This window comes from Marinobacter sp. OP 3.4 (genome assembly GCF_036224885.1).
In the GTDB taxonomy this organism is placed as follows: domain Bacteria; phylum Pseudomonadota; class Gammaproteobacteria; order Pseudomonadales; family Oleiphilaceae; genus Marinobacter.
The window spans coordinates 116,698-132,270 of the sequence record NZ_JAVVLT010000096.1; the positions used below are offsets into that span (position 1 = coordinate 116,698).

The 15,573-nt window shown below is 58.7% G+C and carries 9 protein-coding genes, 2 tRNA genes and 3 rRNA genes; 10 read left to right on the forward strand and 4 right to left on the reverse strand.

Features of this window, described 5'->3' with window-relative positions; genetic code table 11:
• Positions 1-32: 32 nt before the first annotated feature.
• Complete coding sequence (gene hemJ, locus RO069_RS15805; protein ID WP_328188855.1) at positions 33-461, reverse strand: protoporphyrinogen oxidase HemJ; 429 nt, start codon at positions 459-461, stop codon at positions 33-35.
• On the reverse strand, positions 458-2,233 hold the full coding sequence (locus RO069_RS15810) for a chloride channel protein (protein ID WP_328188857.1): 1,776 nt from the start codon (positions 2,231-2,233) through the stop codon (positions 458-460). Before RO069_RS15810 ends, hemJ begins: the two co-directional genes overlap by 4 nt.
• A 228-nt stretch (positions 2,234-2,461) precedes the next feature.
• On the opposite strand from RO069_RS15810, the gene argC reads away from it, so the two are divergent.
• The 4 genes from argC to erpA all read left to right on the forward strand — a co-directional run bounded on the left by argC (position 2,462) and on the right by erpA (position 5,230).
• On the forward strand, positions 2,462-3,499 hold the full coding sequence (gene argC / locus RO069_RS15815; RefSeq protein ID WP_328188859.1) for an N-acetyl-gamma-glutamyl-phosphate reductase: 1,038 nt from the start codon (positions 2,462-2,464) through the stop codon (positions 3,497-3,499).
• A gap of 30 nt (positions 3,500-3,529) precedes the next feature.
• Positions 3,530-4,270, forward strand: coding sequence for a DUF6776 family protein (locus RO069_RS15820; protein ID WP_328188861.1), 741 nt, complete (start codon positions 3,530-3,532; stop codon positions 4,268-4,270).
• Positions 4,271-4,272: 2 nt separating this feature from the next.
• Positions 4,273-4,791 (forward strand): bactofilin family protein, encoded by a 519-nt coding sequence (locus RO069_RS15825; protein ID WP_328188863.1) that lies wholly within the window; start codon positions 4,273-4,275, stop codon positions 4,789-4,791.
• An 85-nt stretch (positions 4,792-4,876) separates the two neighbouring features.
• Positions 4,877-5,230 carry an iron-sulfur cluster insertion protein ErpA gene (gene erpA / locus RO069_RS15830; protein ID WP_328188864.1) on the forward strand — a complete coding sequence of 118 codons (354 nt, stop codon included), beginning with the start codon at positions 4,877-4,879 and terminating at the stop codon, positions 5,228-5,230.
• A gap of 7 nt (positions 5,231-5,237) precedes the next feature.
• On the opposite strand, the gene RO069_RS15835 is transcribed toward erpA, so the two are convergent.
• Positions 5,238-6,338, reverse strand: a complete 1,101-nt coding sequence (locus RO069_RS15835) for an anhydro-N-acetylmuramic acid kinase (RefSeq protein ID WP_328188865.1) — start codon at positions 6,336-6,338, stop codon at positions 5,238-5,240.
• 8 nt (positions 6,339-6,346) lie between these two features.
• Positions 6,347-7,783, reverse strand: a complete 1,437-nt coding sequence (locus RO069_RS15840; RefSeq protein WP_328188867.1) for an OapA family protein — start codon at positions 7,781-7,783, stop codon at positions 6,347-6,349.
• A 287-nt stretch (positions 7,784-8,070) separates the two neighbouring features.
• Between RO069_RS15840 and tyrS the strand changes: the two genes are divergently transcribed.
• The 6 genes from tyrS to rrf all read left to right on the forward strand — a co-directional run bounded on the left by tyrS (position 8,071) and on the right by rrf (position 15,181).
• The gene (tyrS, locus tag RO069_RS15845) at positions 8,071-9,276 is read left to right on the forward strand and encodes a tyrosine--tRNA ligase (RefSeq protein ID WP_328188868.1); all 1,206 of its coding nucleotides are present in this window, start codon (positions 8,071-8,073) and stop codon (positions 9,274-9,276) included.
• Between the two features lie 387 nt (positions 9,277-9,663).
• A 16S ribosomal RNA gene (locus tag RO069_RS15850) occupies positions 9,664-11,203 on the forward strand.
• Positions 11,204-11,470: 267 nt separating this feature from the next.
• Positions 11,471-11,547: transfer RNA gene (locus tag RO069_RS15855), tRNA-Ile, on the forward strand.
• A gap of 134 nt (positions 11,548-11,681) precedes the next feature.
• Positions 11,682-11,757, forward strand: a tRNA-Ala gene (locus RO069_RS15860).
• 336 nt (positions 11,758-12,093) lie between these two features.
• A 23S ribosomal RNA gene (locus RO069_RS15865) occupies positions 12,094-14,986 on the forward strand.
• Between the two features lie 80 nt (positions 14,987-15,066).
• A 5S ribosomal RNA gene (rrf, locus tag RO069_RS15870) occupies positions 15,067-15,181 on the forward strand.
• Together the 16S, 23S and 5S rRNA genes with 2 tRNA genes alongside form the textbook arrangement of a ribosomal RNA operon.
• Positions 15,182-15,573 lie beyond the last annotated feature (392 nt).

Here is a 15,573-nt window from a genome sequence, read left to right on the forward strand (position 1 = left end):
ATGAAGTTTGATGGCGCATCTCCTCGGAACAGTCAGAAGGGTTTGACCACGGCCAGGATGACGATGGCAACCAGCGCCAGCACCGGCAGCTCGTTGAACCAGCGGTAGAACACATGGCTACGCTGGTTGCGGTTGTCCCGGAACACCTTCACCAGGTGGCCGCAGTAGAAATGGTAGATGATCAGCAGGGCGACCAGCAGCAACTTGGCGTGGATCCAGCCCTGGCTGAAGTAGCCGGATACATTGTAACTCAGCAGCCACACCCCGAAGACCACCGTGGCCACCATGGAGGGTGTGGTGATCCCTCTATACAGCTTGCGTTCCATGATCTTGAAACGATCGCGCCCCGCCTGGTCCTCGCAGGCGGCATGGTAGACGAACAGCCGGGGCAGGTAGAAGATGCCGGCGAACCAGCACACCAGGGCAATAATATGCAGGGCTTTAACCCAGAGCATGGTCAACTCCGTCGGTATTGGTAATAGCTTTCGATATCGGATTTCAGGACGATGCCGTAGATCCGCTGGATCATCGGCGCTACCTGTCTCTGCACGTACAGGGCTTCCGCCTGGGACGACTCGAACTGGTCCAGGGCTTCCTCCAGGGTGGCCTGGTACTGGATCGGGGCCACATCCCGGCGGTTGGCCGGCATTTCCATCAGGTCGATGGTTTCAGGCAGTGGTCGGTCCTCCTCGGCTTCCCGCTTCTTGAGGTGTTCGATGAAGCGGGCCAGGTCGACGGACGGCAGCAGGGCGGTCGGGCCATTGTTGCCCTCCACCACCAGCCACTTGGGTTCGTTCTTGAGCAGCTTGCGGGCATCCTCGTAGCTGATCGTCCGGTCGGTGCGGGTGACACTCCGTTCCATGATGGCGCCCACCGATACCCGCCTCAGGGCCTGGATGATGGGAGAGTTGTGGTAGCTGAGGCCCTGGGTCTGGAGCATGGTCAGGAACACGGACTTTTTACCGAATACCTCGCTGGTCACCAGGGTGGCGGTGGTGATGATCAGCATGGCCGGCAGGATGATGTTGGGGTTGCGGGTCAGTTCCAGCAGGGCCATCAGGGCTGCCAGGGGGGCCTGCAGCACCGCCCCCATCATGGCTCCCATGCCCAGCATGGCGTAGAAGCCCACGGATGACGTGGCCGTCGGTGCCACGGCGGCACCGATCAGTCCCATGGCGCCGCCCAGGGTGGCGCCGATGAAGATGGTTGGCCCGATGATGCCGCTGGGCATGCCCAGGCCGATGGTCAGTGCCGTGATCAGCAGTTTGGCGATGCCGGCACCCAGCAGCAGCCAGAACCCGATCTGGCCGTAGATGGTACCGGTCACCGTGTCATAGCCGATCCCCATGACTTCCGGCACCAGGATCGCAAAGGGCACCATCAGCAGCCCGGCGGCGCCCAGCCGCAGCAATATGGAGTGATGCTGGTACCGGCTGGTCCAGGACAGCAGGTGAATGAAACCCGCCGCCGCCACGCCGATCACAATGGCAATGGCGATGATCCAGGGGATCTCCAGCAGCGAGTTCATGGTCAGGGCCGGTACCGAGAAGGCCGGCTCGGTACCGTAGACCGCGTGGGTGACAATGGCGGCACTGACCGCGGCCAGGATGATCGGGGTGAAGCCGGCGATGGTGTATTCCATCATCACCACTTCCATGGCGAAGATGACCCCCGCAATGGGCGTATTGAATGAGGCTGAGATGGCGGCGGCACAGCCGCAGGCCACGAGGGTGCGGATGCTGTTGTTGGGCAGTCGCATGTACTGGCCCATCAGGCTGGAGAACGTGGCCCCCAGATGCACTGCCGGCCCTTCCCGGCCAGCGGACTGCCCGGTGACCACCGTGGTAATGCCGGCCACGAACTGGACCAGCGCGCTGCGCAGGGGAATATAGCCCTGGTGATAGTTCAGGCGTTCCATGACGTGTACCACGCCCACCTTGCGGTCACGGGTGGCCAGCTGGTTGAGGAACAGCCCCAGCAACAGGGCACCGGCCAGGGGCAGGGCGCCACGGGTCATCCAGTCGAGGGCCTCGAAGTTCTCGGCGTTGTCGCCGGGCAGGAAGTGGCCCAGGGGCCACTCAATGGCAAAGCGGAACAGCAGGATAACACCACCGGTGACCACGCCGGACAGCAGGCCAAGCAGGGCCAGTTGCGGCAGGGCATCCACGCCGGCAAGGCGCCGACGGAACCTGGACACCAGGTTGTCGGTCAACAGTTTCCTCAACTTCTCCATGGCATCGCCATTGGCACTGGGCTCCTTGAATTCACTGGACGGCGAATGAATCAATACAGTGAGTTATGAGGCATTGTAACCAGCCGGGTCGCCGCTGCAATAAGACACTGGTTTATCATGATAGACTAGAGGTTTGCCGGGCAATGGGGCGGCAGGCTCCATAGGGTGACGCAGTAGTCTCCCGTCGGGATTGGCCCATTCCACAGTTTCAGAGTACAGGAGAGATCGGTGATTAAAGCAGGCATAGTTGGCGGCACGGGGTACACAGGCGTCGAGTTGCTCAGGATTCTGGCCACCCATCCGGAGGTGGAGGTGTCGTGCATCACCTCGCGTTCGGAGTCGGGTATGGCCGTTGCTGACATGTATACCAATCTCCGAAGCTACTACGACCTGGTCTTCACCGAGCCTGACGTCGACGTGCTGGCCCAGTGTGACCTGGTGTTCTTTGCCACTCCCCACGGCGTGGCCATGCGCATGGCACCGGAACTGCTGGCCCGGGGGGTACGTGTGGTGGACCTGTCGGCGGACTTCCGCATCAAGGACCTGGAGGTGTGGGCACGCTGGTATGGCATGCCCCACGACACCGCCGAATGGGCGGAAAAGGCGGTTTATGGTCTGCCCGAGGTGGCCCGCCAGGCAATCCGCGAGGCGGAACTGGTGGCCAATCCCGGCTGCTATCCCACGGCGGTCCAGTTGGGTTTCCTGCCGCTGCTGGAGAATGGCCTGGTGCGCACCGGTCACCTGGTGGCGGATGCCAAGTCCGGCGCCAGCGGTGGCGGCCGTCAGGGCAAGATCGGCATGCTCCATGGCGAGGTGGGCGAGAGTTTCAAGGCCTACGGTGCCTCCGGTCACCGTCACCTGCCGGAAATCCGCCAGGGCCTGGAGCAGGCTGCTGGCGGCAAAGTGGGGATCAGTTTCGTGCCCCACCTGGTGCCGATGATTCGTGGTATTGAAGCCACGCTCTACGCTGAGCTGGAAAATCCGTCCGACTTCGACCGCCTGCAAGGCCTGTTCGAGGACCGCTTCCGGGACGAGCCGTTCGTGGATGTGATGCCCTTTGGCAGTCACCCGGAAACCCGCAGTGTGCGGGGTGAGAATACCTGCCGCATGTCCCTGCATCGGCAGGAGGACAGCCCGATTGTGATTGTCAGTTCGGTCATCGACAACCTGGTCAAGGGCGCCGCCGGTCAGGCGGTCCAGAACATGAACATCATGTTCGGCCTTGATGAGCGGGCGGGCCTCCGGGCTCCGGCGCTATTGCCATGACCCTGACGTTCGCCGTCGGAGGCCGGAACCTTGGCTGAAACCCGGAATGCCCAGGAAGAGTTTGTTATTGTGCCCAGGCGGCGGACATTCCGCCCCTATCGGGTGATCGGCGTGCTTGTTCTCTGTGCCCTGTGCGGCCTGGTGGGGTATGGCGTAGGCTGGTCCCAGGGCGGTTACCGGATCGAGGATGTGGCCCAGAGCCGGCCGTCACTGGCCAAGGAGTTGGCGGAGGTCAAGGCGGACTATGACCAGGTCCGGCAGGAGAAGGTGCGCCTGGAGCGGAGCCGGGCCATCGATGAACAGGCTCTTAATTCCGCCCGCAATACCATTGCCGACCTGGAGTCCGCCATCGCCACCCTGGAGGCGGACCTGACCTTCTATCGGAATATCATGGCACCGTCGGAGGTGAGCAAAGGCCTGCAGGTGGATCAGCTTACGCTCCGGGACGTCCGTGGTGAGGGCCGTTACGGCTTCAAGCTGGTGTTGACTCAGGTAGGTGACAACAAAAGCTACATTTCGGGCGTGGTAGCAGTGAATATCATAGGGGAGCTGGAAGGTGAACAGGAAGTCATCCCCTTGAGGGACCTGTCAGAGGATGTCGAGGATCTGGGTGTGCGTTTCCGCTTCCGCTATTTCCAGGATGTGGAGGGCACGCTGGCCTTGCCTGACAATTTCGAACCCTATGAAATCCAGGTGGTTGCCAAGGCGGAAGGAAGCAGCGCCTCCCAGGCGGAGCGAACCTTCGAATGGCAGCCGCTCGCGGAGAATTAAACATGTTCAGCAACAAGAAGCAGAAAGCCAAACGTCCCCAGGGCCGTTTCGATACCCTGATTTCCGCCAAGACCCGGGTGGAGGGGGATATCCATTTCACCGGTGGCCTCCATATCGACGGTCGGGTGAGGGGGAGTGTGGTAGCGGAAGAGCAGGCGGACAACGCCTTGCTCCGCCTGTCGGAGTGCGGTGAAGTGGAGGGCGATATCGTTGCCCCCAATATCGTTATCAATGGTACGGTGAAAGGCGACGTATATGCACTGGCGCACCTTGAACTTGCCGAAAAGGCCGCCATTACCGGTAATGTCTTCTACAACCTGATCGAGATGGAGGCCGGGGCTTCGGTAAATGGCAATATGGTCCACAGTAAGGATACTGCTAACCTGCCGCGTCGGCTGGCGGGTCCCGGTAAACCGGAACCGGTGGAGCAGGGCGGCGATGACCTGCCGGAGGACTCTCCCGGCGAGCCCGGTGCCATCCCCCTGGATGAACGCAAGGCCGCGGGGGGCAAGCAGGAGTAGCCTGGAAGGGCCAGAAGGGTCATAGTTGATCGGAATACTCGGGAATACCATAATGGCATCATCAACGTGATGTCGGGAGGCAGAATTGAGCGCAGTTCAGGAACAGGTAGCAGTACCGCTGTTTTTCAGTGATAACGCGGTCGCCAAGGTGAAGGAACTGGTTGAGGACGAGGGTAACCCCGATCTCAAGCTGCGGGTGTTTGTCACCGGCGGGGGTTGCTCTGGCTTCCAGTACGGTTTTTCCTTCGATGACAGCCAGGAAGAGGACGATACCGTGGTTGATCGTGACGGCGTTACCCTGCTGGTCGACCCCATGAGCTATCAGTACCTGGTCGGCGCTACCGTTGATTACCAGGAAGGTCTGCAGGGTTCCCAGTTTGTCGTCACCAATCCCAACGCCACATCGACCTGTGGCTGCGGCTCTTCCTTCGCCATCTGACGAGCGTCTACGCGGGGTAGATCCCGCCAAGCACCCTCGGCCCGCTGGCCCCGGTAACGGCAGGGACGTTGCCGGCCAGCCCTTCCATGGTTTGTCTTGCCAGCCAGGCAAAAGCCGCTGCTTCCACCCATTGGGGATCGATCCCCAGGTCCGCTGTGGTGTATACCCTGCCTTCGGGTGCCAGCAACTCACCGAGCCGCGTCATCAGCGCTGTATTCAGGGCGCCCCCTCCGCAGACGTAGACCGCCAGTGGGCGTTGTGATGGCAGCGCCCCGGTAATGGTGAGGGCAGTCAGCTCGAGCAGGGTCCGTTGTACATCCTGTGGTGCGAATCCCGGTTCCCGGCCCAGGTGGATGTCCAGCCAATCCAGGTTGAAAAGCTCCTTGCCGGTGCTCTTTGGGGGCGTCAGGCTGAAGTAGGGCTCTTCCATGAAGCGTTCCAGCAGGTCCGGCAGGACCTGTCCCGTCAGTGCCCATCGTCCCTCCGTGTCATAGACCTTGCCGGTATGCCGGTGGCACCAGGCATCCATCAATCCGTTGCCCGGGCCGGTATCGAAGCCTGCGTGGGCGGCTGCGCCACCGGCGGGCAGCCAGGAGAGATTGGCAATGCCGCCGATATTCACCAGTACCCGGTCCTCGGCAGGAGCCCCAAACACGGCATGGTGGAAAGCGGGCACCAGGGGCGCCCCCTGACCGCCGGCGGCCATGTCCCGACGGCGGAAGTCCGCCACGGTGGTAATGCCGGTGCGCTCCGCGATCACATTGGGGTCGCCCAGTTGCAGGGTAAAGGGGGCATCCCCGAGCGGTTGGTGGCGAATGGTCTGGCCGTGGCTGCCTATGGCGGTCACCGGACCCTGGTGGCCCGAGGATGCCAGAAGGTTGCGGGCGGCCCGGGCAAAGAGTTCACCCACGGCCCGGTCGCAGTGCCCCAGGTCATCGGGGGCACCGCGGTTCTGGCTGAGATTGACAATGGACTGATGGAGCGGGGCGGGGAAAGGCTCGGTGTGGGTGGCTACGAGTGTTGCGTCACCGGCCCCATCCAGCTCCACCAGCGCGGCATCGATACCGTCCATGCTGGTGCCAGACATGAGGCCAATGTAGAAAGGCACGGGCTACCCTACTGCTGCTCTTCGTCGGCGACGGCTTCCTCTGCCATGGCAATCTGGCGGAAGCCCTCCCCGAGGGTATTCAGCTGCGCAATCTGCTGCTGGGTGGCGGCCTTGAACCGGGCCATTTCGCTTTCCGGTACCGGGTTGGCTTCCGGCAGGTCGATGGTGCGGGAGTTCCTGGCAACGCCATTGACCCGGAATTCATAGTGCAGGTGAGCACCGGTCACCATGCCGGAGGCGCCGACATACCCGATGGTCTGGCCCTGTTCGACCCGGGTGCCACTGTTGATGCCTTTGCCCAGCTTGCTCATATGGGCATACAGGGTGGTGATGTTGTCGCCGTGGGACAGTACCACAGTGCGGCCATAGCCGCCCTTCCAGCCGGCGAAGGACACCCGGCCATCACCAGCCGCCTTAATGGGAGTGCCCGTCGGTGCGGCATAGTCGGTGCCCTCATGGGGGCGCACCACATCCAGTACCGGGTGACGGCGCTGCAGGTTGAACGGCGAGGACACCCGGGCGTTGATGGGCGTGCGCAGGAAGGCCTTGCGCATGCTGTCACCGTCGGGGGTGTAGTAGTCGCTCTCGCCGTTGCTGTCGGTATAGTGAAGGGCGATGACTTCCCGGCCGCGATTGACAAAGCGGGCAGCAATGATCTTGCCGTTGTCGATCTTTTCATCGTCCAGGTAGAGTTCCTCGTAGACCACTTCGAAGGTGTCACCCTTGCGGACATCGTACACAAAATCAATGTCCCAGCCGTAGATCCCCGCCAGCTCCATGGTGATGCGATCGTCCAGGCCGGCTTCCTTCCCGGCCAGATACAGGGAGCCTTCGATTTCACCGGAGGCAAACGCCACCCGGGGTTCCGGCTCGCGCATGACGATTTCACCGGCATAGCCGTCGTCAGTGCGCTCGATCACCAGGGACTCAAGCCGGTTGCGCTCCAGGCGCACTTTTTCCAGCTCGCCATCGGGAGAGGTGCCGAAAGCCAGGGTTTCGCCAACATAGAGGTGCTGCAGCTTCTCGGCGTCACCATCACCATGGATGACGGAAAGCATGAGGCCGTCGTTAAAGCCGGCTTCGTTGAACAGGGTCGACAGGGTATCGCCGCTTTCAACGTCCATCTCGGTCCACTCAAGGGCGGGCTCCGCAGGCGGGGCGGGTTGCTCGGGGGCGGCTGCCGTGGCCTGGTCGGGACTTGATGGCGCTTCGCCGTTCTCACGGGGGATTGAGTCCGGGGCGGCGTCAGGGGCTGCCTTATTGGCGTCGGCCACGGGCTGTTCGGGGACGTCGGTGGCTTTTCCGGACTCCTGGTGGAGGTCCAGGTCGATGGTCATGCGCTTTGCCTCGACGTCCGCGCTGGGGCTTAGCACCAGGGCCGAACCGACGACAAGGCTGATGCCGGCAACGGCGATCAGATGAATCTTGGGGAACGTTTTAATCACGTCAACAACCTGTTTTTATCGCTACTTCCGCAGCTTGTGTGATCTGGTTCAAGTGCCGGCTCAAGTATAGAACATGCTGTTTCGTATAAAAAGCACGCACTTTAACGCCGAAATAAAAGAATCACGGCAGATTTTCCTGATTCGGCTGATATAATCCCCGGCCTGAATTTATACAGCCGGGAAGCCGGTAAAGGTCCAAATGTATCAGGGTTTGCCGTTACGCTCAGCTTTACTTTTGTTGAGGTCTGTAACGGGCCCGCCTTATTTTGCGATGGGGTTCAAGGTTTATGGCATCTGTTGAAGAAGCGCTGGCGGTCATCAAGCGTGGGGTGGACGAGCTGATTCCGGAGGAGTCCCTGGTGGAAAAGCTCCGTGAAGGGCGGCCGCTGAAGATCAAAGCGGGCTTTGATCCCACCGCGCCGGATCTCCACCTGGGGCACACGGTGTTGATCAATAAGCTCCGTCAGTTCCAGGACCTGGGGCACGAGGTAATCTTCCTGATCGGTGACTTCACCGGCATGATTGGTGATCCCACCGGCAAGAGTGCCACGCGCCCACCGCTGACCGAGGAGCAGGTCCGGCAGAACGCCATTACCTATAAAGAGCAGGTCTTCCGTATCCTGGACCCGGAAAAGACCACGGTGGTGTTCAACTCCGAGTGGATGAACAAGATGACTGCGGCTGACATGATCCGTCTCGCGGGTCAGTACACCGTGGCCCGAATGCTGGAACGGGATGATTTCGACAAGCGTTACCGTGCCGAGCAGTCCATCGCCATCCATGAGTTCCTTTACCCGCTGGTCCAGGGCTATGACTCGGTGGCCCTGGAGGCCGACGTGGAGCTGGGCGGTACCGACCAGAAATTCAACCTGTTGATGGGGCGCATCCTGCAGAAGCATTATGGCCAGGACCCTCAGGTCGTCCTCACCATGCCTATCCTTGAGGGGCTGGATGGCGTCCAGAAGATGTCCAAGTCCCTGGGCAACTACGTGGGGGTCAGCGATTCACCCGGCGAAATGTACACCAAGCTGCTGTCCATGCCGGACCAGCTCTTGTGGCGCTACTTCGAGCTGCTCAGCTTCCGTCCGCTGGCGGAGGTCGATGAATACCGCAAGGCTGTGGACGGTGGAGCGAATCCGCAGGACTACAAGAAGATCCTGGCGGAGGAAATTATCACCCGCTTCCATGATGAGGAGGCCGCCGCCAATGCCCACAAGTCCGCAGGCAACCGTGTGGCGCTCGGCGCGATCCCGGAGAACGTGCCCGAAGTGGAAGTGCCTCTTGAAGGACAGGAAGATCTCCCTATTTCTGCGGTGTTGCGTCTTGCCGGGTTGGTGAAGAATGGTGCCGCAGCCCGGGATGTGCTCGGACGGGGTGCTGTCTACATCAATGGAGAGCAGCTTGAGGATAGTGGCCGTCGTTTCGCGAAAGGCGAGGATGTGGTGATTCAGGCGGGCAAGAAGAAAATTGCCCGTATTCTGATCGTCGATTGATCGATTTTAACGAAAACGAAACTTTTTTCTGAAAGTCCGTTGACAGAAAACGGTGAGGCTGTAGAATGCGCCCCACTTCGACGGACACGGCCAGCGAGGCCGGATTGGGAAGGCGAAGTAAGCGGTTGTTTGGTTTGGGTTTTTACGGTTTGAGGCTTCTTCGGAGGCGGCGATAAAAACCTCGAAATAATCGTTGACAAGGTGGCGATCTGATGTAGAATACGCGGCCTTGATTGAGCATCTGCTCAACGCTCTTTAACAAGTTGACCAAGTAATTCGTGTGGGCGCTGGCCGAGACTATCTGGCAACAGATATCGAGGCAAGCGACTCGTCGAGAATGAGTTTTGTCTTGAGCAAGATTAGAGATCTTCGGATCTTGTATGATTTAAACTGAAGAGTTTGATCATGGCTCAGATTGAACGCTGGCGGCAGGCCTAACACATGCAAGTCGAGCGGAAACAGGGGGAGCTTGCTCCCCGCTGTCGAGCGGCGGACGGGTGAGTAATGCATAGGAAACTGCCCAGTAGTGGGGGATAGCCCGGGGAAACCCGGATTAATACCGCATACGCCCTTTGGGGGAAAGCAGGGGATCTTCGGACCTTGCGCTATTGGATGTGCCTATGTCGGATTAGCTAGTTGGTGGGGTAACGGCCTACCAAGGCGACGATCCGTAGCTGGTCTGAGAGGATGATCAGCCACATCGGGACTGAGACACGGCCCGAACTCCTACGGGAGGCAGCAGTGGGGAATATTGGACAATGGGGGCAACCCTGATCCAGCCATGCCGCGTGTGTGAAGAAGGCTTTCGGGTTGTAAAGCACTTTCAGCAAGGAGGAAAACGTGTTGGTGAATACCCAACATGCTTGACGTTACTTGCAGAAGAAGCACCGGCTAACTCCGTGCCAGCAGCCGCGGTAATACGGAGGGTGCAAGCGTTAATCGGAATTACTGGGCGTAAAGCGCGCGTAGGCGGTTTGATAAGCGGGATGTGAAAGCCCTGGGCTTAACCTGGGAACGGCATTCCGAACTGTCAGGCTAGAGTATGGTAGAGGGTAGTGGAATTTCCTGTGTAGCGGTGAAATGCGTAGATATAGGAAGGAACACCAGTGGCGAAGGCGGCTACCTGGACCAATACTGACGCTGAGGTGCGAAAGCGTGGGGAGCAAACAGGATTAGATACCCTGGTAGTCCACGCCGTAAACGATGTCTACTAGCCGTTGGGACTCTTGAAGTCTTAGTGGCGCAGTTAACGCACTAAGTAGACCGCCTGGGGAGTACGGCCGCAAGGTTAAAACTCAAATGAATTGACGGGGGCCCGCACAAGCGGTGGAGCATGTGGTTTAATTCGACGCAACGCGAAGAACCTTACCTGGCCTTGACATGTTGGGAACTTTCCAGAGATGGATTGGTGCCTTCGGGAACCCAAACACAGGTGCTGCATGGCCGTCGTCAGCTCGTGTCGTGAGATGTTGGGTTAAGTCCCGTAACGAGCGCAACCCTTATCCCTAGTTGCCAGCACTTCGGGTGGGAACTCTAGGGAGACTGCCGGTGACAAACCGGAGGAAGGTGGGGATGACGTCAGGTCATCATGGCCCTTACGGCCAGGGCTACACACGTGCTACAATGGCGCGCACAGAGGGCTGCAACCCCGCGAGGGTGAGCTAATCTCATAAAACGCGTCGTAGTCCGGATCGCAGTCTGCAACTCGACTGCGTGAAGTCGGAATCGCTAGTAATCGCGAATCAGAATGTCGCGGTGAATACGTTCCCGGGCCTTGTACACACCGCCCGTCACACCATGGGAGTGGATTGCACCAGAAGTGGTTAGTCTAACCTTCGGGAGGACGATCACCACGGTGTGGTTCATGACTGGGGTGAAGTCGTAACAAGGTAGCCGTAGGGGAACCTGCGGCTGGATCACCTCCTTAACGAACGCTGGGGGTTTCGGTCAGAGTCCACACGAATTACTTGGTTGACGTGAAGAGAGCAAAAGGGTCTTTGCAGGCCCGATGTCTGCGATCTTTCTCGTTGAGAGGCTTTAGGCTTCTTGAGGTTGAAGGAGGCAGGGATTAGCGCTGTAGATTGTTGTGGCTGGCAAGGCGCAGATTGAGTGAAGGAGGGAGCGTACATAAGTACGTGACCGACTGAGCGAGAGCTGCAACGCAGTCCAGGCGCAACAAGATGCTGCGATAATTGGGTCTGTAGCTCAGGTGGTTAGAGCGCACCCCTGATAAGGGTGAGGTCGGTGGTTCAAGTCCACCCAGACCCACCAGAATTGACCAGCTCGTCGTTGCTTCCAAGCTCACGTACTGTTCGTACGCTACACTTGAAAGCGCCTAGATCTGATCAATTCTCCGAGTACGGCGAGTGAACACGGTTTGCCGGCTTGGTGAGTGGTTTCTATTAGGGGCCATAGCTCAGCTGGGAGAGCGCCTGCCTTGCACGCAGGAGGTCGGCGGTTCGATCCCGCCTGGCTCCACCAAAACCTGGTCGACGATCCCTGAATACCTGACGCAAGTCAGTGTGCAGAAACAAGTGTTTCGAGTTGATGACCATCGAAGCCCTTCTTTCTGATCACTGGGTCAGAATTGCTCTTTAACAATTCGGATGAGATTGAAACACGAGATTGATTCTTCTAGTTCAGGATCAATCTCAGCGATAACGATCAAGCGTTATCCGGTGTGTCGTTGAAGTGGTTGTTTATAGCTTCAGTCGACTGTCTCTGAATCTCGTTAAACACGAGAGGTTGTCGGTCACTTTGGTGAACGATGAGCTTGAGTGGTTGATGAGGCACAGGTCAGTTGTCTTGGGGTTATATAGTCAAGCAACTAAGCGCATACGGTGGATGCCTTGGCAGTCAGAGGCGATGAAAGACGTGGAAGCCTGCGATAAGGCTCGGGGAGCTGGCAAACAAGCTGTGATCCGGGCATCTCTGAATGGGGAAACCCACCGACTTTCGGGTCGGTATCACATCCTGAATCCATAGGGGTGTGAGGCGAACCGGGGGAACTGAAACATCTAAGTACCCCGAGGAAAAGAAATCAACCGAGATTCCCTTAGTAGCGGCGAGCGAACGGGGACCAGCCCTTAAGCTGGACGACTGGTAGGAGAAGGTTCTGGAAAGGACCGCCATAGTGGGTGATAGCCCCGTATCCGAAACCTGAGTTCAGTGAAATCGAGTAGGACGGGTCACGTGTAATCCTGTCTGAACATGGGGGGACCATCCTCCAAGGCTAAATACTCCTGACTGACCGATAGTGAACCAGTACCGTGAGGGAAAGGCGAAAAGAACCCCTGTGAGGGGAGTGAAACAGACCCTGAAACCGTATGCGTACAAGCAGTCGGAGCCCCTTCGTGGGGTGACGGCGTACCTTTTGTATAATGGGTCAGCGACTTATGTTCAGTGGCGAGGTTAACCGTGTAGGGGAGCCGTAGGGAAACCGAGTCTGAATAGGGCGATTTAGTCGCTGGGCATAGACCCGAAACCGGGCGATCTATCCATGAGCAGGGTGAAGGTGCCGTAACAGGCACTGGAGGCCCGAACCCACTGTCGTTGAAAAGCCAGGGGATGACTTGTGGATCGGAGTGAAAGGCTAATCAAGCCCGGAGATAGCTGGTTCTCCCCGAAAGCTATTTAGGTAGCGCCTCGGACGAATACCACTGGGGGTAGAGCACTGTTTCGGCTAGGGGGTCATCCCGACTTACCAACCCGATGCAAACTCCGAATACCAGTGAGTACTATCCGGGAGACACACGGCGGGTGCTAACGTCCGTCGTGAAGAGGGAAACAACCCAGACCGCCAGCTAAGGTCCCCAAGTACCAGTTAAGTGGGAAACGATGTGGGAAGGCTCAGACAGCTAGGAGGTTGGCTTAGAAGCAGCCATCCTTTAAAGAAAGCGTAATAGCTCACTAGTCGAGTCGGCCTGCGCGGAAGATGTAACGGGGCTCAAACTGGTCACCGAAGCTGCGGCTGCATCGCAAGATGCGGGGTAGGGGAGCGTTCTGTAAGCCTGCGAAGGTGGATTGAGAAGTCTGCTGGAGGTATCAGAAGTGCGAATGCTGACATGAGTAACGATAATGGGGGTGAAAAACCCCCACGCCGGAAGACCAAGGGTTCCTGCGCAACGCTAATCGGCGCAGGGTGAGTCGGCCCCTAAGGCGAGACCGAAAGGTGTAGTCGATGGGAAACGGGTTAATATTCCCGTACCTTGGGTAGCTGCGATGGAGAGACGGAGAAGGCTAGGTGAGCCGGGCGACGGTTGTCCCGGTTTAAGCGTGTAGGAAGGGGACTTAGGCAAATCCGGGTCCTCAATTCCGAGACGTGACGACGACTGCCCTTTAGGGCGGGAAGTCATTGATGCCAGGCTTCCAGGAAAATCTTCTAAGCTTCAGGCTACTCGAGCCCGTACCCCAAACCGACACAGGTGGTCAGGGTGAGAATCCCAAGGCGCTTGAGAGAACTCGGGTAAAGGAACTAGGCAAAATGGTGCCGTAACTTCGGGAGAAGGCACGCCGGTATGTACGTGAGACCCCTGCGGGTGGAGCGGAAACCGGTCGAAGATACCAGGCCCCTGCGACTGTTTATTAAAAACACAGCACTGTGCTAACACGAAAGTGGACGTATACGGTGTGACGCCTGCCCGGTGCCGGAAGGTTAATTGATGGGGTTAGTCCTCGGACGAAGCTCTTGATCGAAGCCCCGGTAAACGGCGGCCGTAACTATAACGGTCCTAAGGTAGCGAAATTCCTTGTCGGGTAAGTTCCGACCTGCACGAATGGCGTAACGATGGGGGCGCTGTCTCTACCCGAGACTCAGTGAAATTGAAATCGCCGTGAAGATGCGGTGTATCCGCGGCTAGACGGAAAGACCCCGTGAACCTTTACTATAGCTTCACAGTGAACTTTGAGCATGTTTGTGTAGGATAGCTGGGAGGCTTTGAAACCGGGACGCCAGTTCCGGTGGAGCCACCCTTGAAATACCAGCCTGACATGTTTGAGGTTCTAACTTCGACCCCTGATCGGGGTTAAGGACACTGTGTGGTGGGTAGTTTGACTGGGGCGGTCTCCTCCCAAAGCGTAACGGAGGAGCACAAAGGTGGGCTAAGCATGGTCGGACATCATGCGGTTAGTGTAATGGCACAAGCCCGCTTAACTGCGAGACAGACACGTCGAGCAGGTACGAAAGTAGGTCATAGTGATCCGGTGGTTCTGTATGGAAGGGCCATCGCTCAACGGATAAAAGGTACTCCGGGGATAACAGGCTGATACCGCCCAAGAGTTCACATCGACGGCGGTGTTTGGCACCTCGATGTCGGCTCATCACATCCTGGGGCTGAAGCCGGTCCCAAGGGTATGGCTGTTCGCCATTTAAAGTGGTACGCGAGCTGGGTTTAGAACGTCGTGAGACAGTTCGGTCCCTATCTGCCGTGGACGTTGGAGATTTGAGGAAAGCTGCTCCTAGTACGAGAGGACCGGAGTGGACGAACCTCTGGTGTTCGGGTTGTCACGCCAGTGGCACTGCCCGGTAGCTATGTTCGGACGGGATAACCGCTGAAGGCATCTAAGCGGGAAGCCCCTTCCAAGATGAGATCTCCCCGGGCCCTCGAGGCCCCTGAAGAGCCGTTCAAGACCAGGACGTTGATAGGCCGGGTGTGTAAGCGCTGCGAGGCGTTGAGCTAACCGGTACTAATTGCTCGTGCGGCTTGACTATATAACACCCAAGACAATTGCGGATAACGCGACAGACGATCGCTATCGCCAATCTCATCCACCCAGTGATCAACCGTTTTGCCTGACGACCATAGCGGTCTGGAACCACCTGATCCCATCCCGAACTCAGCAGTGAAACAGACCAGCGCCGATGGTAGTGTGGCGTTGCCCATGCGAGAGTAGGTCATCGTCAGGCTCTTAATCCCAAAACCCCGACAGCAATGCTGCCGGGGTTTTTTTATGGGATTAAGAGCCTGACGATGACCTACGATAGTGTCCGTCCCGGTGCCGCAGGCAGAGCGAGCACCGCTCGCTCAGGGTAAGGACGCCCGGAGCGTCTCGCGCAGGGCCGGGGCATCGTCGCCCTGCGTGCAGGGCCTGAGGCCTCCCAAAAGCCCAGGGCGCCCTGCGGGCGCTCCCCCTCTCCCAACCCTCTCCCTCGTTGGGGAGAGGGGGATAGTCTGTGCGGGCCGGCAATTCCTGGCGCTCGACGGTCCTGAAAGGTCTTTCCCGTCAGCTCTCCCAATCTTTCGAGATAACGCAACACTCAGAAACTAAAAAGCCCCGACACCAACCAGCATCAGGGCT

What these genes read in the sequence shown, in the direction of transcription:
- RO069_RS15825 (WP_328188863.1), top strand. Translation starts at nt 4,273, where the DNA reads ATGTTCAGCAACAAGAAGCAGAAAGCCAAACGTCCCCAGGGCCGTTTC.
- tyrS (WP_328188868.1), top strand. Translation starts at nt 8,071, where the DNA reads ATGGCATCTGTTGAAGAAGCGCTGGCGGTCATCAAGCGTGGGGTGGAC.
- RO069_RS15810 (WP_328188857.1), bottom strand. Translation starts at nt 2,233, where the DNA reads ATGGAGAAGTTGAGGAAACTGTTGACCGACAACCTGGTGTCCAGGTTC.